This is a genomic window from Streptomyces sp. NPDC025833 (genome assembly GCF_055558055.1).
In genome coordinates, this window is record NZ_JBVHNF010000010.1 from 47,918 (window position 1) to 70,137 (window position 22,220).

At 73.2% G+C, this 22,220-nt stretch carries 20 protein-coding genes; 11 read left to right on the top strand and 9 right to left on the bottom strand.

The genetic code is table 11. The annotated features are described in order from the left end of the window. Nucleotides 1–77 precede the first annotated feature (77 nt). The 3 genes from ACZ4K2_RS18945 to ACZ4K2_RS18955 all read left to right on the top strand — a co-directional run bounded on the left by ACZ4K2_RS18945 (nt 78) and on the right by ACZ4K2_RS18955 (nt 4,125). The gene (locus ACZ4K2_RS18945; RefSeq protein ID WP_467475117.1) at nt 78–947 is read left to right on the top strand and encodes a LysR substrate-binding domain-containing protein; all 870 of its coding nucleotides are present in this window, start codon (nt 78–80) and stop codon (nt 945–947) included. A 303-nt stretch (nt 948–1,250) separates the two neighbouring features. Beyond that, complete coding sequence (locus ACZ4K2_RS18950) at nt 1,251–3,077, top strand: AMP-dependent synthetase/ligase (protein ID WP_467475115.1); 1,827 nt, start codon at nt 1,251–1,253, stop codon at nt 3,075–3,077. A 211-nt stretch (nt 3,078–3,288) separates the two neighbouring features. Then, a complete protein-coding gene (locus ACZ4K2_RS18955) occupies nt 3,289–4,125 on the top strand; it encodes an aldo/keto reductase (RefSeq protein WP_467475113.1) in 837 nt (278 codons plus the stop codon). Nucleotides 4,126–4,205: 80 nt separating this feature from the next. Here ACZ4K2_RS18955 and ACZ4K2_RS18960 read toward each other — a convergent pair whose 3' ends face one another. Then, nucleotides 4,206–4,817, bottom strand: coding sequence for a hypothetical protein (locus ACZ4K2_RS18960; protein ID WP_467475111.1), 612 nt, complete (start codon nt 4,815–4,817; stop codon nt 4,206–4,208). 205 nt (nt 4,818–5,022) lie between these two features. Between ACZ4K2_RS18960 and ACZ4K2_RS18965 the strand changes: the two genes are divergently transcribed. After that, on the top strand, nt 5,023–5,715 hold the full coding sequence (locus ACZ4K2_RS18965; RefSeq protein ID WP_467475109.1) for a glycoside hydrolase family 75 protein: 693 nt from the start codon (nt 5,023–5,025) through the stop codon (nt 5,713–5,715). Between the two features lie 151 nt (nt 5,716–5,866). Here the strand turns inward: ACZ4K2_RS18965 and ACZ4K2_RS18970 are convergent, their stop codons facing one another. The 5 genes from ACZ4K2_RS18970 to ACZ4K2_RS18990 all read right to left on the bottom strand — a co-directional run bounded on the left by ACZ4K2_RS18970 (nt 5,867) and on the right by ACZ4K2_RS18990 (nt 10,635). Next, a complete protein-coding gene (locus tag ACZ4K2_RS18970) occupies nt 5,867–6,775 on the bottom strand; it encodes a class I SAM-dependent methyltransferase (RefSeq protein ID WP_467475107.1) in 909 nt (302 codons plus the stop codon). 150 nt (nt 6,776–6,925) lie between these two features. Next, nucleotides 6,926–8,053 carry an aryl-sulfate sulfotransferase gene (locus ACZ4K2_RS18975; RefSeq protein WP_467475105.1) on the bottom strand — a complete coding sequence of 376 codons (1,128 nt, stop codon included), beginning with the start codon at nt 8,051–8,053 and terminating at the stop codon, nt 6,926–6,928. A gap of 10 nt (nt 8,054–8,063) precedes the next feature. After that, nucleotides 8,064–9,056, bottom strand: a complete 993-nt coding sequence (locus ACZ4K2_RS18980) for an ABC transporter substrate-binding protein (RefSeq protein ID WP_467475103.1) — start codon at nt 9,054–9,056, stop codon at nt 8,064–8,066. Between the two features lie 8 nt (nt 9,057–9,064). Then, nucleotides 9,065–9,799, bottom strand: coding sequence for an ABC transporter ATP-binding protein (locus ACZ4K2_RS18985; protein WP_467475101.1), 735 nt, complete (start codon nt 9,797–9,799; stop codon nt 9,065–9,067). After that, the gene (locus tag ACZ4K2_RS18990; protein WP_467475099.1) at nt 9,796–10,635 is read right to left on the bottom strand and encodes an ABC transporter permease; all 840 of its coding nucleotides are present in this window, start codon (nt 10,633–10,635) and stop codon (nt 9,796–9,798) included. Before ACZ4K2_RS18990 ends, ACZ4K2_RS18985 begins: the two co-directional genes overlap by 4 nt. Before the next feature lie 163 nt (nt 10,636–10,798). Between ACZ4K2_RS18990 and ACZ4K2_RS18995 the strand changes: the two genes are divergently transcribed. Continuing rightward, entirely contained in the window at nt 10,799–11,371 is a 573-nt protein-coding gene (locus ACZ4K2_RS18995) for a helix-turn-helix domain-containing protein (protein ID WP_467475097.1), read from the top strand. 97 nt (nt 11,372–11,468) lie between these two features. On the opposite strand, the gene ACZ4K2_RS19000 is transcribed toward ACZ4K2_RS18995, so the two are convergent. Further along, nucleotides 11,469–12,221, bottom strand: a complete 753-nt coding sequence (locus tag ACZ4K2_RS19000) for a class I SAM-dependent methyltransferase (protein WP_467475095.1) — start codon at nt 12,219–12,221, stop codon at nt 11,469–11,471. A gap of 5 nt (nt 12,222–12,226) precedes the next feature. Next, nucleotides 12,227–12,532: a 4a-hydroxytetrahydrobiopterin dehydratase gene (locus ACZ4K2_RS19005; RefSeq protein ID WP_467475093.1), complete on the bottom strand. Its 306-nt coding sequence runs from the start codon at nt 12,530–12,532 to the stop codon at nt 12,227–12,229. A 759-nt stretch (nt 12,533–13,291) separates the two neighbouring features. On the opposite strand from ACZ4K2_RS19005, the gene ACZ4K2_RS19010 reads away from it, so the two are divergent. The 6 genes from ACZ4K2_RS19010 to narI all read left to right on the top strand — a co-directional run bounded on the left by ACZ4K2_RS19010 (nt 13,292) and on the right by narI (nt 21,700). After that, nucleotides 13,292–14,116 (top strand): helix-turn-helix domain-containing protein, encoded by an 825-nt coding sequence (locus ACZ4K2_RS19010; protein WP_467475091.1) that lies wholly within the window; start codon nt 13,292–13,294, stop codon nt 14,114–14,116. Nucleotides 14,117–14,225: 109 nt separating this feature from the next. Continuing rightward, complete coding sequence (locus tag ACZ4K2_RS19015; RefSeq protein ID WP_467475090.1) at nt 14,226–15,089, top strand: helix-turn-helix domain-containing protein; 864 nt, start codon at nt 14,226–14,228, stop codon at nt 15,087–15,089. 107 nt (nt 15,090–15,196) lie between these two features. Then, on the top strand, nt 15,197–18,892 hold the full coding sequence (locus tag ACZ4K2_RS19020; RefSeq protein ID WP_467475088.1) for a nitrate reductase subunit alpha: 3,696 nt from the start codon (nt 15,197–15,199) through the stop codon (nt 18,890–18,892). After that, complete coding sequence (gene narH / locus ACZ4K2_RS19025; RefSeq protein WP_467475086.1) at nt 18,892–20,487, top strand: nitrate reductase subunit beta; 1,596 nt, start codon at nt 18,892–18,894, stop codon at nt 20,485–20,487. The genes ACZ4K2_RS19020 and narH overlap by 1 nt, the downstream gene beginning before the upstream one ends. After that, on the top strand, nt 20,487–20,981 hold the full coding sequence (gene narJ, locus ACZ4K2_RS19030) for a nitrate reductase molybdenum cofactor assembly chaperone (protein ID WP_467475084.1): 495 nt from the start codon (nt 20,487–20,489) through the stop codon (nt 20,979–20,981). Before narH ends, narJ begins: the two co-directional genes overlap by 1 nt. Beyond that, entirely contained in the window at nt 20,978–21,700 is a 723-nt protein-coding gene (gene narI, locus ACZ4K2_RS19035; RefSeq protein WP_467475082.1) for a respiratory nitrate reductase subunit gamma, read from the top strand. Before narJ ends, narI begins: the two co-directional genes overlap by 4 nt. Nucleotides 21,701–21,761: 61 nt before the next feature. Here narI and ACZ4K2_RS19040 read toward each other — a convergent pair whose 3' ends face one another. Then, nucleotides 21,762–22,187: an OsmC family protein gene (locus tag ACZ4K2_RS19040; protein WP_467475080.1), complete on the bottom strand. Its 426-nt coding sequence runs from the start codon at nt 22,185–22,187 to the stop codon at nt 21,762–21,764. Between the last annotated feature and the right edge of the window lie 33 nt (nt 22,188–22,220).

The following is a 22,220-nucleotide window of genomic DNA, read 5'->3' on the forward strand; positions in this document are numbered from 1 at the left end:
CCCGCTGCCCGCTGATCGGGAAACTCGTACACCGCTCTGACTGTCATCACGTTCCGCGATGGCCCTAGGCTCGGAGGGTGTACGAACCCACGCAGTTGCGCACCTTCCTGGCGGTGGCCCAGACGCTGAGCTTCACCCAGGCCGCCCGGCGCCTGGGAGTGCGCCAGTCCACGGTGAGCCAGCACGTGCGCAGGCTGGAGGAGGCCGCGGGCCGGCAGCTCTTCTCCCGGGACACCCATTCCGTGGAGCTGACGGACGACGGCGAGGCGATGCTCGGTTTCGCCCGCCGGATCCTGGAGGTGCACGAGCAGGCGACGGCGTTCTTCACGGGCACGCGCGTGCGCGGCCGGCTGCGGTTCGGCGCCTCGGAGGACTTCGTGCTGACCCGGCTGCCGGAGATCCTGGAGCGCTTCCGCCACGACCACCCGGAGGTCGACCTGGAGCTGACGGTGGAGCTGTCCGGCACCCTGCACGAGCGGCTGGCCGCCGGGAAGCTCGACCTGGTGCTGGCCAAGCGGCGCCCGGAGGACCACCGCGGCGAGCTGGTCTGGCGCGACGACCTGGTGTGGATCGGCGCCGGGTCGCTGCGGCTGGAGCCCGACCGGCCGGTCCCGCTCATCGTGTACCCGCCGCCCGGCATCACCCGGGCCCGCGCCCTGGAGGTGCTGGAGCGCCAGGGCCGCCCGTGGCGGATCGTGTGCACCAGCGGCAGCCTCAACGGGCTCATCGCCGCGGCCCGGGCCGGTCTCGGGGTGATGGCGCACTCCCGGCGGCTGATCCCGCCGGGCCTGTTCCGGCTGCCGGAGCGGGCCGGTCTGCCGGACCTCGGACGGACCGACTTCGTCCTCGTCCACGGCCACCGCCGTGGCCCCGCCCAGGGCGCCGCGCACGCGCTGGCGGCGGCGATCCTGGCGGGCGGCGAGCGGCTGCGGCGCGGCGGCGGCTGAGCCCGGCGGGCCCCTGCACGGTTGCGCGGAAGTTCGCGTTCCGGGGGCCGCGCCACCGGTGTGAGGTGGGGTGATCGGGGCGTACGGATTCGGTGGAGATTACGGCACCGAAACTTACTGACCCGTCAGTATCGTGTCCGGCCCTTCCCCATGTGCGCGCATTTCCCGGACACCGTCCGGGCGGTACGCGCGGTTTGCTCGGTTTCCGCATCCCTCCCCGGCGCCGGGCCCGTGGGGTAGCTTTCACCGCGCTGTGCGGTACACGACCACGGGCACCGAGGGGCGAGGGACGGGGGAACGAGGTTGCGCGAGTTCACCAGCCCTCCGGTCGCGTCGCCACCGCCGGTGGGCGGTCTGGCCGACACCGTCTTCGAGCACGCCCTGACCGACCCGCTGCACATCGCCCTCGGCCGCAAGGACGACGCCGGACAGTGGCGGGACGTCACCACCGCCGAGTTCCGCGACGAGGTCGTCGCCCTCGCCAAGGGGCTGCTCGCCCGCGGCGTCCGGTTCGGCGACCGGGTCGCGATCATGTCCCGCACCCGCTACGAGTGGACCCTGTTCGACTTCGCCCTGTGGAGCATCGGCGCCCAGGTGGTGCCGGTCTACCCCACCTCCTCGGCCGAGCAGTGCTTCTGGATGCTGTACGACGCCGAGGTGACCACGGCGATCGTGGAGCACGAGGACCACGCGATGACCATCGCCACCGTCATCGACCGGCTGCCCCGGCTGAGCCGGCTGTGGCAGCTCGACTCCGGCTGCGTGCAGGAGCTGTACGACGCCGGGGCGAGCCTGGACGACGAGGTGGTGCACCGGCACCGGCAGGCGGTCACCCCGGACTCCGTCGCCACGATCATCTACACCTCGGGCACCACCGGCCGCCCCAAGGGCTGCGTCCTGTCGCACGCCAACTTCATGTTCGAGGCGGACACGATGATCGAGCGGTGGCAGCCGGTGTTCCGGACCAGGAAGGACGACGCCGCCTCCACCCTGCTCTTCCTGCCGCTCGCGCACGTCTTCGGCCGGATGGTGGAGGTCGCCGCGATCCGCGGCCGGGTCCGCTTCGGGCACCAGCCGCACCTGCACGCCGCCGCGCTCCTGCCGGACCTGGCCGCCTTCCGGCCCACCTTCGTCCTCGCGGTGCCGTACATCTTCGAGAAGGTGTTCGGCGCGGCCCGCCGCAAGGCCGAGCGGGAGGGCAGGTCGGGGCCGTTCGAGAAGGCCGTCGACATCGCCGTGAAGTACGCCGAGGCGCTGGAGGCGAAGGCGTGGGGGCTGGGCCCCGGCCCGTCGGCGGGACTGCGGATGCAGCACCAGCTCTTCGACAAGCTGGTGTACGCGAAGGTCCGCGCGGCGATGGGCGGCCGCATCCGCAACGCGATGTCCGGCGGCTCGGGCATGGACCGCCGGCTGGGGCTGTTCTTCGCGGGCGCGGGCGTGCAGATCTACGAGGGCTACGGCCTGACCGAGTCGACGGCCGCGGCGACCGCGAACCCGCCCGAGCGCACCCGCTACGGCACCGTCGGCCAGGCCGTCCCGGGCGTGACCGTGCACATCGCCGACGACGGGGAGATCTGGCTGCGCGGCCGGAACGTCTTCCACGGCTACCTGAACAACCCGAAGGCCACCGACGGCACCCTGCACGACGGCTGGCTCGCCACCGGCGACCTCGGGACGCTCGACGAGGACGGCTACCTGACCATCACCGGCCGCAAGAAGGAGATCCTGGTGACCTCCGGCGGCAAGAGCGTCTCCCCGGGGGTGCTGGAGGAGCGGGTGCGCGAGCATCCGCTGGTCAACCAGTGCGTCGTGGTCGGCAACGACCGCCCGTACATCGCCGCGCTGGTCACGCTCGACCAGGAGGCGATCGAGCACTGGCTCCAGATGCGGGGCAAGCCGAGGCCCGCCCCGGCCGAGCTGGTGCGCGACCCGGACCTGGAGACGGAGGTCCGCCGGGCGGTGGTCGCCGCCAACACGCTCGTCTCGCAGGCCGAGTCGATCCGCACCTTCCGCATCCTCGCCCGGCCGTTCACCGAGGAGCACGGCCTGCTGACGCCGTCGCTGAAACTGAAGCGCAAGGCGATCGAGAAGGCGTACGCCGACGAGGTGGAGGCCCTCTACCACGCCTGACGCCCGCCGCTCCCCCGCCGGACCGGGGCACGAGCGGGGGTGTGGCCCGCCCGGGCGCGGGGGACCCGCAGGGGAGACCGCGTCCGTGGTCAGGGCCGCCGGGCGGCGACTCGCCGACCGGTACGGATTCCGTGGTCCGGAATACGGAACGGCCCGTGATCGTTGAAGATGTGCGTACCGCATGTCCACAAAGCGAAGGATCAAGAGGCTCGTGAGCAGCAAGGTCCCCCCGATCATCCTCAACAACGGCGTCGAGATGCCCCAGCTGGGCTTCGGCGTGTGGCAGGTGCCGGACGACGAGGCCGAGCGGGCCGTCGCCACGGCGCTGGAGGCCGGGTACCGCAGCATCGACACCGCTGCGATCTACGGCAACGAAGAGGGCACCGGCAAGGCCATCGCCGCCTCCGGTCTGCCCCGCGAGGACGTCTTCGTCACCACGAAGCTCTGGAACAGCGACCAGGGGTACGACTCCACGCTGCGTGCCTTCGACGCGTCGCTGGAGAAGCTGGGTCTCGACTACGTCGACCTGTACCTGATCCACTGGCCGCTGCCCTCCCGTGACACCTACGTCGACACCTACAAGGCGTTCGAGAAGCTGCACGCCGACGGCCGCGCCCGGGCCATCGGCGTCTCGAACTTCCTGCCCGACCACCTGCGGCGGCTGATCTCCGAGACCTCCGTGGTCCCGGCGGTCAACCAGATCGAGCTGCACCCGCACCTCCAGCAGCGCGAGGCGCGGGAGTTCCACGCGGAGCGGGGCATCGCCACCGAGGCGTGGTCGCCGCTCGGCCAGGGCAAGGGCCTGCTGGAGGTGCCGGCGGTCGTCGCGATCGCGCGGAAGCACGACCGCACCCCCGCCCAGGTGGTGCTGCGCTGGCACGTTCAGCTCGGCAACGTCGTGATCCCGAAGTCCGTGACGCCGTCGCGGATCAAGGAGAACATCGAGGTGTTCGACTTCAGCCTGGACGACGAGGACCTCCAGGCGATCAGCGCGCTCGACGAGGAGCGGCGGCTGGGTCCCGACCCCGCCACCTTCGACCTCGGCTGACACCACCGGGCACGGTCGCGCGTCCGCGGGACGCGCGGCCGTGTGCCGTCTCCGCGCGCCCCGGCGGCGGGCCGTGCGGCTCAGTCGAAGCGCACGTCCGCGTGCACGACCTCGAACTCCTCCAGGCCGACGACGTCCACCTGCGCCTTCGCCGACGCCTGGTGGCGCACGGCCGCGACGGCCGCGCGCGAGGCGGCCAGCGAGGCGCGGTCGAGAAACAGGACCCCGGCGACGGCCACCCCCCGCCCGCGGTCCACGAGCAGGAAGGTCCCGGCCAGCCCCGGGAGCGGCTCGATCCGCGGCAGCACCGTCGCCCCGAAGGTGTCGACGGCCAGATCGGCGTCCCGCGGGTCGAACTCCACCCGGGTGGCGCGCAGCCCGCCGCCCTGGCGCGGGTGCCGCACCTGGTGAAACACCGCGGCCTCGTAGTTGCCGACCGACACCGTGCCCGCGAACGGCTCCAGCAGCCCGCCGCGCCGCTCCCGCATCACCTCGTCGCTGTTGCGCCGCGCCCCCTCGCTCCCCCACCAGCTCAGCGCGAGGAGCTTGCCGAGTTCCCGGTCCGCGAACACGCCCGCGCCCCGGTAGCCGGGACGCTCCTCCAGCAGGTCCCGGCCCTCGCTGTTCAGCGACCGGACGGCCGCGTCGAGCAGCGCCGGATCACCGGTCGCGTACACCGCGCGTACGAACATGGGTCTCGCCTCCGGGGACGGTGAGCAGGGGGCAGATCCGGACAAAGGTCACCCATCCGGCTCAACCAGTCTCCCCAGCGGCCGAAATCACCGCAATACGGGCCCGTTTCAGCCGTTCGCCACCTCAGGGTTGACGCGAGCATGCCGACAGGATCACCGTGTACGGGTCCGGTAAGGAAACCTTCCTATTAGAAGGGCCCCCCACATGCGCCTTCGCACCCTGACCCTCGCCGTGGCCTCCGGCACCGCCCTGCTCGCCGCCGGGCTGCTGCCCGCCCACGCCTCCGCCGCCTCCCCGAGGTCCGTCCAGGAGGGCACGGTCAGCGCGGCCGACCTGCTCGCCAAGGTGACGTCCTGTTCGCAGATCTCCAACGGCAAGTACAAGACCGACGAGGAGACGTCGGCCACCGTCCCGGTGTGCGGCAAGAACGGGGCCGTGTTCTGGAAGGCCGACATGGACATCGACTGCGACGGCCAGCCCACCACCAACTGCAACGCGGACCGCGACCCCTGGTTCCAGGACGACACCGCGTTCCACCAGTCCGACGGCAAGCCGCTGAAGGCGGAGACCCTGCCCTACGTCGTCGTGCCCAGCTCCAGCACCATCTGGAACTACTCCTCCGCCGGCATCAAGGGCGGCGGCGTGGTCGCCGTCGTCTACAACAACAAGGTCGAGTACGCCGTCGTCGGCGACACCGGCCCCTCGAAGATCATCGGCGAGGCGTCGTACGCCACCGCCAAGGCGCTCGGCATCGATCCCGACCCGGAGACCGGCGGCGCCGACTCGGGCGTGACCTACATCCTGTTCAAGAACTCGCAGGTGTCCCCGATAGAGAGCCACAGCGCCGCCGTCTCCCTCGGCGACCAGCTCGCCAAGCAGTTCATCGCCGCCAACTGACGCGCCGGCCGCACGGTCGGGCGGGCCGGCGCGCGGACGACCGCGGCGCCGGTCCACCGGGAGCGCCGGCCGGCGCCACGGACCGGCCGGCCGGTGCGGCACGGGCGTCCGGGGCGGCCCGCACCCCGCGGGCCGCCCCGGACGTACCGGGTCAGGCGGGCCGGACCGCCGTGTGGACCGTGTACGCGGCGAGCACGAAGACGTCCGGGCGGGCGTGCACGCCCGCCGGGTCGGCGGGGTCGAGCAGGCGGTCGAGGGTGGCGCGGTCGTCGGCGTCCAGCGCGTCGCCGTGGCCCCCGCGCACCCGGGACAGGTGCGCCGCGACGAAGGCGCGGGACCGGTCGGTCACCGGGGCGGGCAGGTCGAGTAGGAGGGTGCGGGTGCCCGCGTGCCGCAGGCCGGCGGCGGTCAGCAGCGCGGGCCAGTCCTCCGTCTCGGCGACGGAGCCGGGCAGTTCGGCCCGCATCCGGGCGAACCACTCCTCCTCCAGCGCGTCCAGCCGGGCCTGGAGCCCGGGGCGGCCGATGCCGATGTCCCGGGGCAGGAAGCGGAAGGGCAGGCCGCCTTCGAGGAGGGCCAGCGTGCCGCCGGGGGCGAGCCGCTCGGCGAACGCGGCCAGCGCGGCCCGCTGGTCGCCGAGGTGGTGCAGGCTGCGGCCGGCCCACAGCAGGTCGGCCGACCGCTCCAGCTTGCCGAGCACCTCCGGCAGCTCACCGGCGACGGTGTCGAACCGGTCGCCCACACCGAGGCGTCCGGCCCGCTCGCGCGCCCGGTCCAGCAGCGGCGCGGTGCTGTCGACGGCGACGACACGGGCCCGCGGGAACGCCTGCGCGAACTGGCACGAGACGACTCCGGGCCCGCTGCCCGCGTCCACGATCAGCCCCGGCTCGGTCACCTCCCGGCCGAGCCACGCCATGGCCTGCTCGTACACGGGGGTGAGCAGCTCCGCCTGGGACTCCAGCAGGGGGGCCAGCGCGTTCCAGTCGAGGTCCGTGTGGTGCCCGTGGCCGTGCGCGTGGCGGGTGCCGGTGTGGTGCTGCTCGTGCTGCTCGTGCGCCATGGTGGCCAGCCTCTCGTCCGGATGCCGACAGGGTGCGTCGGCCCGCCGCCCGCGGGCCACTCCTGTTGCCGGTACGGCAAAACGGGCCGCCGCCGCACCGGCCGGGCCGGGCGGCGGAGTCCGCCGCCCGCCGTGCCGGGGATGTCCCGGTCACGGGCGCGGGCGCAGCCAGGTGGTGTGGTCCGGGCCGTAGCGGTAGGCGCGGAAGACCGCGTTCTGGGCGCCCCGGGAGGACTCCATCCCGACGCCCGTGCCGAAGGTGCCGAACTGCGGGACGACGTACTCCCAGACGACGTCGCCGTCGGGGGTGACCTCGAAGAGGCGGCCGAAGGAGCCCTCGGCGATGAAGGTGTTGCCGTTCGGGAGGCGCTGGGCGCTGGACATGTAGGGGCTGTAGAAGTTCTGGGGCGGGTTGTCCTCGTACGACCAGACGGTCTTCCGGCTCTCGCGGTCGACCTCGATGACCCGGGAGTACGGGACGGAGGTGTCGTCGCGGTAGGAGCCGTTGTCGAAGACCAGGATCGAGCCCGAGTCCAGTTCGTGGGGGTAGTGCTGCTGGGCCAGCGTGTCCGGGCCCAGGCGCCAGGTGACCCGTGACGTGGCGCGGTCGATGATCACGGCCGTCGAGGCACTGCGGAAGCCGACCATGATGCTGCCGTCGCGCAGTTCGTTGACGGTGTTGGCCATCGGCCAGTGCTCGCGGGCGAAGTGGGGGTTGAGGGGGGTGTCCTCGATCGGCAGGTGCTCGAAGGACGCCCAGCGCCAGAGGATCTCGCCGTCCCAGGTCATCTCGTAGACGACGTCTCCCCAGACGCGTCCGTCGGGTGCCTCGGTGCCGGGGATGCCGCCGGGGATGCGGGCCGCGAGTGCCGCGGGGACCGGTTCGACGGCGAGCAGGATCAGGTTGCCGTTGGCGAGGAGGCTCGCGTCGTGGTGGTGGTACCGGTGGCGGGCTTCGCGCAGCACGGTGCCGTCGGGGGCGACCAGTTGGAGGACGCCGCCGTGGTAGACCTCCCAGATCGGGAAGAGCGGGTCCCCGGACCGGGTGTCCTTGCCCTGGTAGAACAGCGTCCCGTCGGCCAGGAGGTGGGCGTGGCGGCCCGGCGGGTGGGCCAGGTGCCATGTGTGCGCGATCTCGCCGTGGATGTCGACGAGGTAGGTCTCGCCCGAGCCGGCGATCGGGGTGTAGAGGGTGTGGCCGCCGTAGGACCGCTCGGGGTCGTGGGCGCGCAGGCCGGTGCCCCGGCGGCGCAGTGTGTTCTGGTCGATGGTGGTCATGGCGTCCCTTTCAGCGGAGGGTGACGGCTGCGGGGTCGGCGGCCGTGAGCGGCGTTCGGTCGATGTGCCGGAGGAAGGTGGCCCGGTCCGGCGTGCCCGGCAGCTTCTGTGCCGACTTGGCCCAGGCGCCCTCGGCGAGGAGGAGCTTCAGCAGCGGTTCGTCGAGGGTGATCCGGTAGCGGTAGGAGGCGTAGTGGGCGTCGGCGAAGGCGGGGTCCAGGGCGCCCTTGGCCTGGGAGACGACGGCCTTGCGGGCGGCGGCCGGATCCTCGGCCATGGTCTTCGCCGCGGCGGTCAGGGTGCGCAGGACGGCGGTGGACGTGGCGGTGCTCGTGCCGGGGGCGGCGATCAGCAGGGTGCGGTAGGTGTAGCCGGCGTAGCGCAGTTCGCGGTAGTCGCCGCCGAGTGCCGTCCTGGTGGCGTCGTAGAAGCTGGGGAAGGTCAGGCCCGCGTCGATGTCGCCCCGGGCGAGGGACGAGGTGACCTGGTTCGGGGCGAGGTTGACCAGGGTGACGTCGCCGGGCTCCAGTCCGGCCCCGGTGAGCATGCCGTCGAGCGCGTACTGGACGTTGGTGCCCTCGGGCAGGCCGATCCTCCTGCCCTTCAGGTCGGCGAAGTCCCTGATGCCGGCGGACGCGGTGGTGAGCAGCCGCCAGTCGGTGTAACCGGACAGGGCGGCGAGGATCCTGATCTTCCGGTCGGTGAGTATCGCGGACACGGCGGGCAGGTCGCCGACGACCGCGTACTGGCTCTGGCCGCCCAGGACGGCGTTGAGCGCGTCGCGGCCGGTGGCGAAGGACTGGAGGCTGGGGTCGAGGTGGTTCGCGGCCCACTGGCCGTTCTCGGTGGCGGTGTAGAGCGGGGCGCCGCCCAGGTGGTCGCTGCCGGCGATGGTGATCCGGGACGAACCGCCGGAGGCGCTGCGCTCGCCCGTGCCGCAGGCGGTGAGGAGCGCGGTCAGGGCGAGTACGGCGGCCAGCAGGCCGCGGGGTGTGCTGCGCATGGGATTCCTCAGGGTTCGGTGCCGAGTTGGGCGACGATGCGCTGGTGCAAGGGGTGCGATCCGCTCCGGTACGGGGCCGGGGCCTCGTCCACCGGGTGGTCGGCGATCACCCGTCCCGGGTCCGCCGCCATGACGATCACCCGCTGGGACAGGGTGAGGGCCTCGTCCACGTCGTGGGTGACGAAGACGACGGTGGTGCCGGTGCGCTGCCACAACCGCGCCAGCAGTTGCTGCATGCGCGTCCGGGTGATGGCGTCGAGCGCGCCGAACGGCTCGTCCATCAGCAGGACCCGGGGTTCGGCCGCCAGGGCCCGGGCGAGTGCGACGCGTTGCCGCATGCCGCCGGAGAGCTGGGCCGGGTACTTCTCGGCGGCGTCCGCGAGACCGACCGCGTCCAGTGACTCCAGGGCGCGGTCGCGGCGGGCGGCGCGGGACAGGCCGAAGCGTTTGAGGGCGAACTCGACGTTGCCGCGCGCGGTGAACCAGGGCAGCAGCGCGTAGTGCTGGAACACCACGCCCCGGTCGGGTCCCGGCCCGGTGACCGGCGCGCCGTCCATCAGGACGCGTCCGGAACTCGGCGTCACGAACCCGGCGATCGTGCCCAGCAGCGTGGACTTGCCGCAGCCCGTCGGGCCGAGGAGGGAGGTGAAGGAGCCTTCCGCGAACCGGAGATCGGTGGTGGAGACGGCGCGTCTGCCGTCGTAGTCGACCGTGACTGCGTCGAGTCGGACGAGGGTGCTCATGAGCTGCTGCTCCAGTGGACGAGGCGGCGGCCGGCCGTGCTGATCAGCGCGTCGGCGAGGAGGCCGAGCAGGCCGAGTTCGATCAGCCCGACGAACATGTGGTCGGTGCGCAGGAACTGGCCGTCGACCTGGAGGCGGTAGGCGATGCCGCTCTGCGCGCCGCCCAGTTCGGCCGCGACCAGGGCGAGGAAGGCCAGTGAGGCGCCGTAGCGCAGCGCCGCGACGACCGAGGGCGCGGCGGCCGGCAGCAGGACCTCGGTCAGCCGGCGCCGGGCGGGCACGCCGAGGGTGCGGGCCGCGCGGAGGTAGTCGGCGGGGATGCGGGCGACGCCGTCGTGGACGTACAGCCAGACGGCGAGGAACACGGCGTAGGCGATGACCAGGTGCTTGGCCTGCTCGCCGATCCCGAACCAGGTGGTGACCAGCGGTACGAGGGCGATGGCCGGGATCGGGCGCAGGAACGACATCACCGGGCCGACCAGCGACGCGACCCGCGGGTGGTGTCCGGTGAGGAACCCGAGCGCCGTCCCGGCCGACGCCCCGGCCGCGAAGCCCTGTCCGGCGCGGGCCAGGCTGGCCCGCAGGTCGGCGGCCATCGTGCCGTCGGCCGCCATGGCGTGCGCGGCGCGCAGCGTCTGCCAGGGAGTGGGTACGAGTCCCGCGCCGAGGACGCCGGCCCGGGCCGCCGCCCACCACAGGACGACGACGAGGACCGCGGCCGTGAGCGGTGTCCCGGCGGAGCCGAGGGCCCTGGCGAGCCGGCGTCCGGGCGGGCGGGCCGGCGCGGCTTTCTCCGGGGAGAGTGCCGGACGGGCCGGGGGTGCTGTGCGAGCCATGGTGCGGCACCTCATGACGGGTCTCCGGGCCTCCCCGGAACGGGCGATATTGATGAGGTCAATAATTCGCGTGGTTTATTGCCGCAGCGTGTCCGCGGCATAAAACCTCGTCCGGACCTCTCGACCGACTCCCCGTGCCGCACCGCTGCGCTACCGTCGGAGCGTGCGCCGACCCGACCCGACCCCCGAGGCCCTGGCCGTGGGCTCCGTGATCCGAGGGCACCGCAAGCGCCTCGGCGTCCCGATGGCCGAACTCGCCGCCCGCTCGGGGCTGTCCCAGCCCTTCCTCAGCCAGCTGGAACGGGGCCTGACCACCCCGAGCCTCGCCTCCATCTACAAGATCGCCGAGGCCCTCGGCCTGCCCCCGGGCATCTTCCTGCGCCCCTCCGGCACCCCGGACGCGGTGGCCCACGAGGCGGATCCGCAGGTCATCCGGGTCACCGAGGGCACCGGACAGTTCGCCCGGGTCCTGATCCCCGGGGGCCAGAGCGACGTCATGGAGGCGTACGAGCAGCACTTCACGCCCGGCCAGGGCGAACGCGGCTGGTTCGAGCACACCGGGGAGGACTTCGTCTACGTGCTCGACGGCGAGGTCGACCTGGAACTGCGCGGGCAGGAACCGATCCGGCTGCGGGCCGGCCAGAGCGCCCACCACCGCGGCGACGTTCCGCACCGCTGCCGCCTGGTCGGGGACGAGCCCGCACGCACGCTGCTCGTCGTCACCCTGGGGCGCTGAGCGGAGGCCCGGACGCGGGGCTCCCGCCCCAAGTGCGGTACGCACGGCAGCCGTTGACGGACGGACCCGGGCCCCCTGCGGAAGGGGGTGCTTCCGGTTACCGGGCGGCGGCCGGTCTGCGGTAGGCGCGCACGCCGAACCGCGGGTCGGGGCGCGGGCGTTCCTGGTCCGGCAGCCTGGCCAGCCGCGCGGCGAACTCCTCGGTGCGCGGCTCACCGGGCGGGAGCTGGGTGAACCAGCCGCGGCGCAGGTCGGCGATGGTCTCGCGGGGACTGCGGCCCTGCCCGGTGCCGGGGAAGACGGCGTGACCGGCGGGCCGGAGCCCGCACCGGGCGGCGTGGTCGGAGACGGCATCCGCGGCGTCGCTCGAGGGACGGCGCGGGCGGGCGGCGAGGACCTCGTCGATGTCACTGCCGACATCGTGCGCGGCGGCCTTGTCGACGGTCGTGACGTACACCCCGCCGGGGCGCAGGACGCGGGCGCACTCGGCCACCACCGTGCGCACGTCCCCGGCGTCGGGCAGCAGGTGCAGCAGCCAGACGGAGGTGACCGCGTCGAACGTGCCGTCGGGGAAGGGCAGTCGGCGGCTGTCGGCGCGCACGACCGCGCCGGGCAGCCGCGCCGATGCCATCCGGACCATGGCGGGGGTGAGGTCCGCCCCGGTCACCCGCAGTCCGGCGCGGGCCGCGCCGAGCCGCCGGGTGACGATCCCGGTGCCGCAGGCGATGTCGAGGAGGCGGCCCGGCCCCTCGGGTATCAGTCCGAGGACGGCCCGTGCGGCGGCCTCGGCGCGGGCCTCGCCGCCGCGCGAGGCGTCGTATCCGCGGGCTTCCTTCTCGTAGTCGAGCACACCGCTCAGTGTGCGCCGTGGCCGGGGGCGATGTCCTCCACTCTCCGGGCGAGCTCGAAGTCCTTCTCGGTGACGACGCCTCCCGCGCTGTGGGTGTGCACGGCGAGGGAGACGGTGTGGTACCCGAGCGAGCAGTCGGAGTGGTGGTCCAGCTCGTCCTGGATCGCGGCGATGTGCACGACCAGCGCGGCCGCCGCGACGTGTGAGCGGAGGCGGTAGGCCCGGGTGAGGCGGTCCCCGTCCAGGGACCAGCCGGGCAGCCCGGCCAGCCGGTCCTCGATCTCCTCCCGCGGCAGCGGTTCGACGGCCATGTCCGGTCTCCCTTCGGTCGGAGCCCCCGTACGGGGATGCGGTCCGGATTCACCCTGCCACGCCGGACGGCCGGACGGCCGGAAGCCCGGCACGCGGCGGGCAGCGAGCAGCGGGCAGCAAGCAGCGAGCGGACGGGGCCTCGGCACGGACCGGCCGGACGACACCCCGGCACGGGACGGCGCCGGCCCGAAACGAGCGGGGGAAAAGCCCGGCACGGGTCGGCCGGACGGCGCCTCGGCACGGGTCGTGCGGGCAGAAGCCCGGCACGGGGCGAGCGGGCGAAGTCCCGGCACATGACGGCCGGACGAGGTCTCGGCGTGGACCGGCCAGACGGCGCCCCGACACGAAACGGGCGGCTGGAAGCCAGGAGCGCGACGGGCGAACGAAGGCCCAGCGTGGGGCGGGCGACGAAGACCCGGCACAGGACGGCCGCGCGAAGTCCCGGCACGGACCGGCCAGACGGTGCCCCGCCACGAGACGGGCAGACAGCGCCCCAGCAGGAAACAGCCGGACGAAGTCCCGGCACGGGCCGGCCGGACAGCGCCCCGGCACGGGACCGGCAGACAGTGCCCCGGCACGAAACGGGCGGGCGGAGACCCGGCACGGACCGGCCGAACCGCCGCCCCGCCCGAAGACCGGCCGCCGGACCGGAGCGCGCACTCCGACCCGCACGCTACGGACCGCGCACTCCGGACCGCACGCTCAGGGCCACGCGCTCCAGGCCCCGCCCCGCCCCGCCTCGGCTAGGGTCGGACGGTATGACGATCGTCGCGTCCGAACCCTCCGCCTCCGTCGCCCCCGGCAAGGGGGCCGGCCCGCTGCTGCGCGCCTGGCGCGAACGGCGGCGGCTCTCCCAGTTGGAGCTGGCCCTGCGCGCCGACTCCTCCGCGCGGCACATCAGCTTCGTCGAGACCGGGCGGTCGCGGCCCAGCGAGGAGATGGTGCTGCGGCTCGCCGAGCGGCTCGACGTGCCGGTGCGCGAGCGCAACGCCCTGCTGCTGGCCGCCGGTTACGCCCCCCGCTACCCGGAGACCCCGCTGGACGACCCGGCGCTGGACTCGTTGCGCGACGGCCTGGAGCGGCTCATCCGGGGGTACGAGCCCTACCCCGCGCTGGTGGTCGACGCCGGGTACACGGTCGTCGCCGCGAACCGGGGCATCGCCATGCTGCTGGAGGGCGTGCCGGAGACGCTGATGAGCCCGGCGCCGAACGCGATGCGGCTGACCCTGCACCCCCAGGGGCTGGCGCCGCGCATCCGCAACCTGCGCGAGTGGCGCGGGCACCTGCTGGCCCAGATGGAGCGCGAGATCGCGCTGCACCGCTCGGACCGGCTGCGGGCCCTGTACGAGGAGGTGTCCGCCTACCCGGTGCCCGAGGAGCAGCCGGGCGGGGAACCGGCCGAGCCCGTCCCGTACTTCGCGCTCCCGATGCTGATCGAGCACGCCGGCCGGACCCTGTCGTTCGTGTCCTCCATCTCCACGTTCAACACGCCGATGGACGTGACGGTGGCGGAGCTCGCCATCGAGACGTTCCTGCCGGCCGACGCGGCGACCGCCAAGTACCTGCACACCCTGGTCGGTTGAACTCTCATTGAACACTCAAAAAAACCGCCCCTGACCACGGACACGTGTGCGAGGCGGCGACACATGACAGACTGCCTTCCGCACATCGGCGCGTAGGGGAGGGCGTGGCGTGAGTGAGCGGCGGGCCGCGCCCACCGTGGGCCAGGTGGTGCTCGGCAAGCGGTTGCAGGAGCTGCGCGAGGCGGCCGGGCTCGGCCGCGAGGAGGCCGCCCGGGTCCTGCGGGTGGCGTCGGCGACCGTGCGGCGGATGGAGATGGCCGAGGTCTCGCTGAAGATCCCCTACGTGCAGGTGCTGCTGACCACCTACGGGGTGGCCGAGGAGGAGGCCGACGCGTTCGTCCGGCTGGCCGAGGAGGCCAACCAGCCGGGCTGGTGGCAGCGGTTCCACGACGTGCTGCCCGACTGGTTCAGCATGTACGTCAGCCTGGAGGGCGCCGCCCGGATCATCCGCTCCTACGAGCCGCACTTCGTGCCCGGACTGCTCCAGACGGAGGACTACGCGCGGGCGGTGCTGGAGGCGGGCACGATAGGGCAGACCTCGCCGGAGACGATCGAGCGGCACGTGTCACTGCGCATGGAACGGCAGCGGCTGCTGGAGCGCGAGGACCCGCCCCACCTGTGGGTGATCATGGACGAGACGGTGCTCAGGCGCCCGGTGAGCATGCGGCCCGAGGTGCTGCGGGACCAGCTCGACCGGCTGCTGGAGTACGCCGGGCGGGACCGGGTGACGCTCCAGGTCGCCGAGTTCGCGGCGGGCCCGCACCCGGGGACGTACGCGCCGTTCACGCTGTTCCGGTTCGCCGAGCCGGAGCTGCCGGACATGGTGTTCACCGAGTACCTGACCGGGGCCCTCTACCTGGACTCGCGCCGGGAGGTGTCCGCGCACCTGGAGGTGCTGGACCACATGACGGCCCGCGCCGCGTCCGCGCAGCGCACGGTGGCGCTGCTGCGGGAGTACCGCGGGAGCCTGTGACCCCGCCCGCCGCGCCGGGCCCCGGCTGACCCGTACGGGTCTGCGAACAGGTGGGTTCCCGCCGCCGCCCCTAGGTTCTGAGTACGGGGAGAACCGAGGGAGCGCACGTGACCGACACGCGGACACCGCCGAGGGAACCCGGCGCGGCCCTGCTCGCCGCCGGCCGGTTCTTCCGGCCCGGCACACCCACGCCCGACCTGCACGGCGTGACACTGACCGGCGGGCGGCAGGCGGACGCCTTCTACCGGGACCGGTGGAGCCACGACAAGGTGGTGCTCTCCACCCACGGGGTGAACTGCACCGGGTCGTGCCGGTGGAAGGTGTACGTCAAGGACGGGATCATCACCTGGGAGACCCAGGAGACGGACTACCCCTCGGTGGGCCCGGACCGGCCCGAGTACGAGCCGCGCGGCTGCCCGCGGGGCGCCGCGTTCTCCTGGTACACCTACTCCCCCACCCGGGTGCGCTACCCGTACGTCCGGGGCGTGCTGCTGGAGATGTACCGGGAGGCCAGGGGCCGGTTGAAGGACCCGGTGCTGGCCTGGGCCGACATCCAGGACGACCCGGAGCGGCGCGGCCGCTACCAGCGGGCCCGCGGCAAGGGCGGCCTGGTGCGGGCGCGCTGGGAGGAGGCGGTGGAGATCGTCGCGGCCGCCCAGGTGCACACCGTCAAGACCCACGGGCCCGACCGGATCGCCGGCTTCTCCCCGATCCCGGCGATGTCGATGGTGTCGCACGCGGCCGGCGCCCGCTACCACTCCCTCATCGGCGCGCCGATGCTGTCCTTCTACGACTGGTACGCCGACCTGCCGGTGGCCTCGCCGCAGGTCTTCGGCGACCAGACGGACGTCCCCGAGTCGGGCGACTGGTGGGACGCCGCGTACCTGATGATGTGGGGCTCCAACGTGCCGGTGACCCGGACGCCGGACGCGCACTGGATGGCCGAGGCCCGATACCGCGGCCAGAAGGTCGTGGTGGTCTCCCCCGACTACGCGGACAACACCAAGTTCGCCGACGAGTGGGTGCACCCGCACCCCGGCACGGACGGCGCGCTGGCCCTGGCGATGGGCCACGTGGTCCTCAAGGAGTTCTTCGTCGACCGGCAGACCCCGTTCTTCACCGACTACGTGCGCAAGTTCACCGACCTGCCGTTCCTGGTGACGCTCACCGAGCGGGACGGGGCGTACGTGCCGGCCAAGTTCCTGCGCGCCGCGGACGTCGGCCAGGACGTGGAGGGCGCGGAGTGGAAGACGGTCGTGCTGGACGAGGGGACCGGCCGCGCGGCCGTGCCGAACGGTTCCCTGGGCTTCCGCTGGACACGGAGCGGTGAGGGCAGGTGGAACCTGGAGCTGGGGGAGACCGCACCGCGGCTGAGCCTGCACGGCACCGCCTTCGCGGCCCCGGTGGAGGTGCTGCTGCCCCGGTTCGACACCGAGGGCGGGACGCACGGGCAGGGGCGGGGCGAAGTGCTGCGGCGGGGCGTGCCGGCGACCCGGCTGGGCGGGCCCGGCGGCCCGCTGGTGACGACCGTCTTCGACCTGCTGCTCGCGCACTACGGCGTGGCGCGGCCCGGCCTGCCGGGCGACTGGCCCGTCTCCTACGAGGACGGCCGCGCGCCGGCCACCCCGGCCTGGCAGGAGGCGCACACCTCCGTCCCGGCCGCGCAGTGCGTGCGCATCGCCCGCGAGTTCGCGCGGACCGCCGAGCGGTCCCGGGGCCGCTGCATGATCCTCATGGGCGCGGGCACCAACCACTGGTTCCACTCCGAGACCATCTACCGCGCCTTCCTCGCACTGCTCCAACTCACCGGCTGCCAGGGCCGCAACGGCGGCGGCTGGGCGCACTACGTCGGCCAGGAGAAGTGCCGGCCGCTGACCGGCTGGGCGACGCTGGCCGCCGCCTCCGACTGGTCCCGGCCGCCCCGGCAGGCCATCGGCACCGCGTACTGGTACCTCCACACCGACCAGTGGCGCTACGACCGGTTCGGCGCCGACGTCCTGGCCTCCCCGCTCGGCGAGGGCCGGTTCGCGGGGATGACCGGCGCGGACTGCCTGGCCCTGTCCGCCCGGGTGGGCTGGATGCCGTCGTACCCCACGTTCGACCGCAACCCGCTGGACCTGGGCGACGGGCCCGGTGACCCCGTGGCCCGCGCGGTGGCCGAACTCCGCGCGGGCACCCTCCGGTTCGCCTGCGAGGACCCGGACGCCCCGGAGAACTGGCCGCGGGTGCTGACCCTGTGGCGGGCCAACCTGCTGGGCTCGTCGGCGAAGGGCGCCGAGTACTTCACCCGGCACCTGCTCGGCACCCACTCCTCGCTGCGCGCCGAGGAGGCCGCGCCCGGCGAGCGGCCGCGGGACGTGACCTGGCGGGAAGCGGCGCCGGAGGGCAAGCTCGACCTGCTGCTGTCGCTCGACTTTAGGCACACGTCCTCGACCCTGCTGTCGGACGTGGTGCTGCCGGCCGCGACCTGGTACGAGAAGCACGACCTGTCCTCCACCGACATGCACCCCTACGTGCACTCCTTCACCCCGGCCGTGGACCCGCCCTGGCAGACCCGCACCGACTTCGACGCCTTCAAGGCGCTCGCCGAGCGGTTCAGCGAACTGGCGGCGGGCCACCTGGGCGTGCGCCGGGACCTGGTGGCGACCGCGCTCCAGCACGACACGCCGGGCGAGACCGCCCAGCCGGGCGGGGTGGTCCGGGACTGGCGGAGCGGCGAGTGCGCTCCCGTGCCGGGCCGGACCATGCCGGCCCTGACCGTGGTGGAGCGCGACTACACCGCGATCGGCGCGAAGTTCGCCGCGCTCGGCCCCCTGGTGGAGGAACTGGGGCTGCCCGCCAAGGGGATCGCGCTGCGGCCCGACGAGGAGGTGGAGCGGCTGCGGCGGCTGAACGGCGCCGTGCGCGGCGGCCCGGCGGACGGGCGCCCGGCCCTGGACACCGCGGTGCGGGCGGCGAACACCGTCCTCGCCCTGTCCGGCACCACCAACGGGCGCCTGGCCACGCAGGGTTTCCGCACGCTGGAGCGGCGCACCGGGCAGCCGATGGCCCACCTCGCCGCCGAACACGAGGGCAAGCGGGTCACGTACGCCGACACGCAGGCGGCGCCGGTGCCGGTGATCACCTCGCCGGAGTGGTCCGGCAGCGAGTACGGCGGCCGGCGCTACACCGCCTTCACGCTCAACACCGAGCACGGCAAGCCCTGGCACACCCTCACCGGACGCCAGCAGTTCTTCCTGGACCACGACTGGATGCACGAACTCGGCGAGGCCCTGCCGGTCTACCGGCCCCCGCTGGACATGCACCGGCTGTTCGGTGAACCGCGGCTCGGGCCCGACGGGCAACGGGAGGTGACGGTCCGTTACCTCACTCCGCACAACAAGTGGTCGATCCACTCCGAGTACCAGGACAACCTGTTCATGCTGGCCCTGTCCCGGGGCGGGCAGACCATCTGGATGGCCCCGCAGGACGCCGACGCGATCGGGGTCGCGGACAACGACTGGGTGGAGGCGGTCAACCGCAACGGTGTGGTCGTGGCCCGGGCGATCGTCTCGCACCGCATGCCGGCCGGCACCGTCTACATGCACCACGCGCAGGAGCGCACGGTGAGCGTGCCGAAGACGGAGACCACCGGGATGCGCGGCGGCATCCACAACTCGCTCACCCGGCTGCTCCTCAAACCGTCCCATCTGATCGGCGGGTACGCCCAGTTGTCCTGGGGGTTCAACTACCTGGGCCCGACGGGCAACCAGCGCGACGAGGTGACGGTGATCCGCCGCCGCGGCCAGGAGGTCGAGTACTGATGCGTCCCATGGCCCAGATCGCGATGGTCATGAACCTCGACAAGTGCATCGGCTGCCACACCTGTTCGGTCACCTGCAAGCAGGCGTGGACCAACCGGCGGGGCATGGAGTACGTCTGGTTCAACAACGTGGAGACACGGCCCGGCCAGGGCTACCCGCGCCGCTACGAGGACCAGGAGACCTGGCGCGGCGGCTGGGAGCTGAACCGGCGCGGCGCGCTGAGGCTGAAGGCGGGCGGCCGGCTGCACAAGCTGGCCGGGATCTTCTCCAACCCGAAGCTCCCGGAGATCAAGGACTACTACGAGCCCTGGACGTACGACTACAAGAACCTCACCGACGCCCCGCTGGGCGACGACTACCCGGTGGCGAGGCCCGTGTCGTCGATCACCGGCAAGCCGATGAAGATCGAGTGGTCGTCGAACTGGGACGACGACCTGGCCGGCGCGCCCGCCTACGGCGACCTGGACCCGATGGTCGAACGCACCCGGCGGGAGGCGTCCGAGAAGGTGCGGTTCGCCTACGAGCAGACGTTCATGTTCTACCTGCCGCGGATCTGCGAGCACTGCCTGAACCCGTCCTGCGTGGCCTCGTGCCCCTCCGGGGCGATGTACAAGCGGGCCGAGGACGGCATCGTCCTGGTCGACCAGGACCGCTGCCGGGGCTGGCGGATGTGCGTGACCGGATGCCCGTACAAGAAGGTGTACTTCAACCACGCCACCGGCAAGGCCGAGAAGTGCACCCTGTGCTACCCGCGCATCGAGGTCGGGCTGCCGACCGTCTGCTCGGAGACCTGCGTGGGCCGGCTGCGCTACCTCGGCGTCCTGCTGTACGACGCGGACCGGGTGACGGCCGCGGCCTCCGTACCGGACGAGAAGGACCTGTACGCGGCCCAGCTCGACGTGTTCCTGGACCCCGAGGACCCGGAGGTGCTGCGGGCCTGCGAGGACGCGGGCATCCCGCGCGACTGGACGGAGGCCGCCCGCCGCTCCCCCGTGCACGCGCTGGTCAGCAGGTACCGGGTGGCGCTGCCGCTGCACCCGGAGTACCGGACGATGCCGATGGTCTGGTACATCCCGCCGCTGTCCCCGGTGGTGGACGCGCTGGCCGAGACAGGGCACGACGGGGAGGACGCGGGCAACCTGTTCGGCGCGATCGACACCCTGCGCATCCCGCTGGAGTACCTGGCGGAGATGTTCACGGCGGGTGACACCGGCCCGGTGCGGGCGGCGCTGGAGAAGCTCGCCGCGATGCGCTCCCACATGCGGGCGCTCAACCTCGGCGAGGAACCGGACGCGGCCGTCGCCGCCGCGGCCGGCATGGAACCCGACGACATCGAGGCGATGTACCGGCTGCTGGCCATCGCCAAGTACGAGGAGCGGTACGTCATCCCGACCGCGGCCGTCGGCGACGCCCGCCGGATGGAGGAGTCCGCGCTGCCCGAGGGGTGCAGCCTCGACTACGCGGGCGGCCCCGGCATGGGCGGCGACGGGCCGTTCGGCCGGGACTCCGGCCGCCGGCGGCTGCCGCTGGTGTCCGTGGAGAACTTCCACCTGCTGCGCAGGCGGCAGACGTCCGACGACGCGAAGGAGGCGTGATGCCCTCGGACGCGGTGCTCTACCAGGCGGCGGCCCTCTGCCTGACCTACCCGGACGACGACTTCGTCGCCCGGCTGCCCCTGCTGCGGGAGGCCGCCCCGCAGCTGCGCGCGTTCACCGACCACGCGGCCGTCACCCCGCCCGCGGAGCTGGCCGCCCACTACGTGCAGGTCTTCGACTTCCGCAACCGGCACAGCCTGTACCTGAGCTGGTGGCACGACGGCGACACCCGGCGGCGCGGGATGTCCCTGGTCCGCATCAAGGAGCTGTACCGCCGGCACGGCCTCGCGTTCAGCGGCGAGGAGCTGCCGGACTTCCTCCCCGCGGTGCTGGAGTTCACCGCGCGGACCGGCGACACCAGCCTGCTCGCCGAGTACCGCGACGGCCTGGAGCAGCTCCGCGCGCGGCTGACCGCCTACGGCACTCCGTACGCGGGCGTGCTGGACGCGGTGTGCGCCACCCTTCCGGCCGCGCGGACGGGGGTGCGCCGGTGACCGTCGTGCTCTGGGGCGCCCTGCCCTACATCGCCTTCGCCCTGCTGGTGGCCGGCCTCGTCTGGCGGTACCGCTACGACAAGTACGGCTGGACCACCCGGTCGTCGCAGGTGTACGAGTCGCGGCTGCTGAACGTGGCCTCGCCGGTCTTCCACTACGGCATCCTGTTCGTCCTCGCCGGGCACCTGGTGGGCCTGTTCGTGCCGCGGTCGTGGACGGACGCGGTGGGCGTGTCCGAGCACACCTACCACCTGTTCTCGCTGTACGGCGGGACGGCGGCCGGGGTGCTGGCGGTCGCCGGGATCCTGCTGCTGGTCTACCGCAGGCGCACCAACACGCCCGTGTTCCGGGCGACCACGGCCAACGACAAGGCGATGTACGTGCTGCTGGTCGGGGCGATCGTGCTGGGCATGGCCGCCAAGCTGGCGCACTCCGGCGGCGACGGGTACGGCTACCGGGAGACCATCGGCCCCTGGTCGCGCAGCCTGTTCACGCTCCGGCCGAGGACGGATCTCATGACGGGCGTGCCGGTCCTGTACCAGGTGCACGCCGTGGCCGGCATGGTGCTGATCGCGTTCGTGCCGTACAGCCGGCTGGTGCACATGTTCAGCGCGCCGGTGCAGTACCTGTTCCGGCCGTACGTGGTCTACCGGACCCGGGACCCCCGGCAGCTCGGGCCGCGCCCGGAGCGGCGGGGCTGGGAGCGGCTCGGCGGCTGAGCGTACGCGTGCCGCCGACCCGGGGCGGGGTCGGCGGCACGCGTGCGTGGTCGTGCGGGCGTCAGGCCAGCTCGGCCGTCAGCGTGATGGTCGTGCCGGACAGGGCCTGGCTGACCGGGCAGTTCTTCTTGGCGTCCTCCGCGGCCGAGGCGAAGCCGTCCGCGTCCAGGCCGGGCACCTCGCCGCGCACGGAGAGGTGGATGCCGGTGATGCCCTCGCCCGGCTGGAACGTGACGTCCGCCTTGGTCTCCAGCCGGGTGGGCGGGGTGCCGGCGCCGGCCAGACCGTGCGAGAGGGCCATGGAGAAGCAGCTCGAGTGGGCGGCGGCGATCAGCTCCTCGGGGCTGGTCCTGCCGTTCGCCTGCTCGGCGCGGGACGGCCACGACACCGGCTGCTCGCCGATGCCGGAGGAGTCGAAGGTGACGACACCGTTGCCTTCGAGCAGGTTGCCTTCCCAGACGGTGTGCGCGGTGCGCGTGGTTGCCACGTTGCTTCCTTTCTCGGGGGTCGCGTTCTCGGG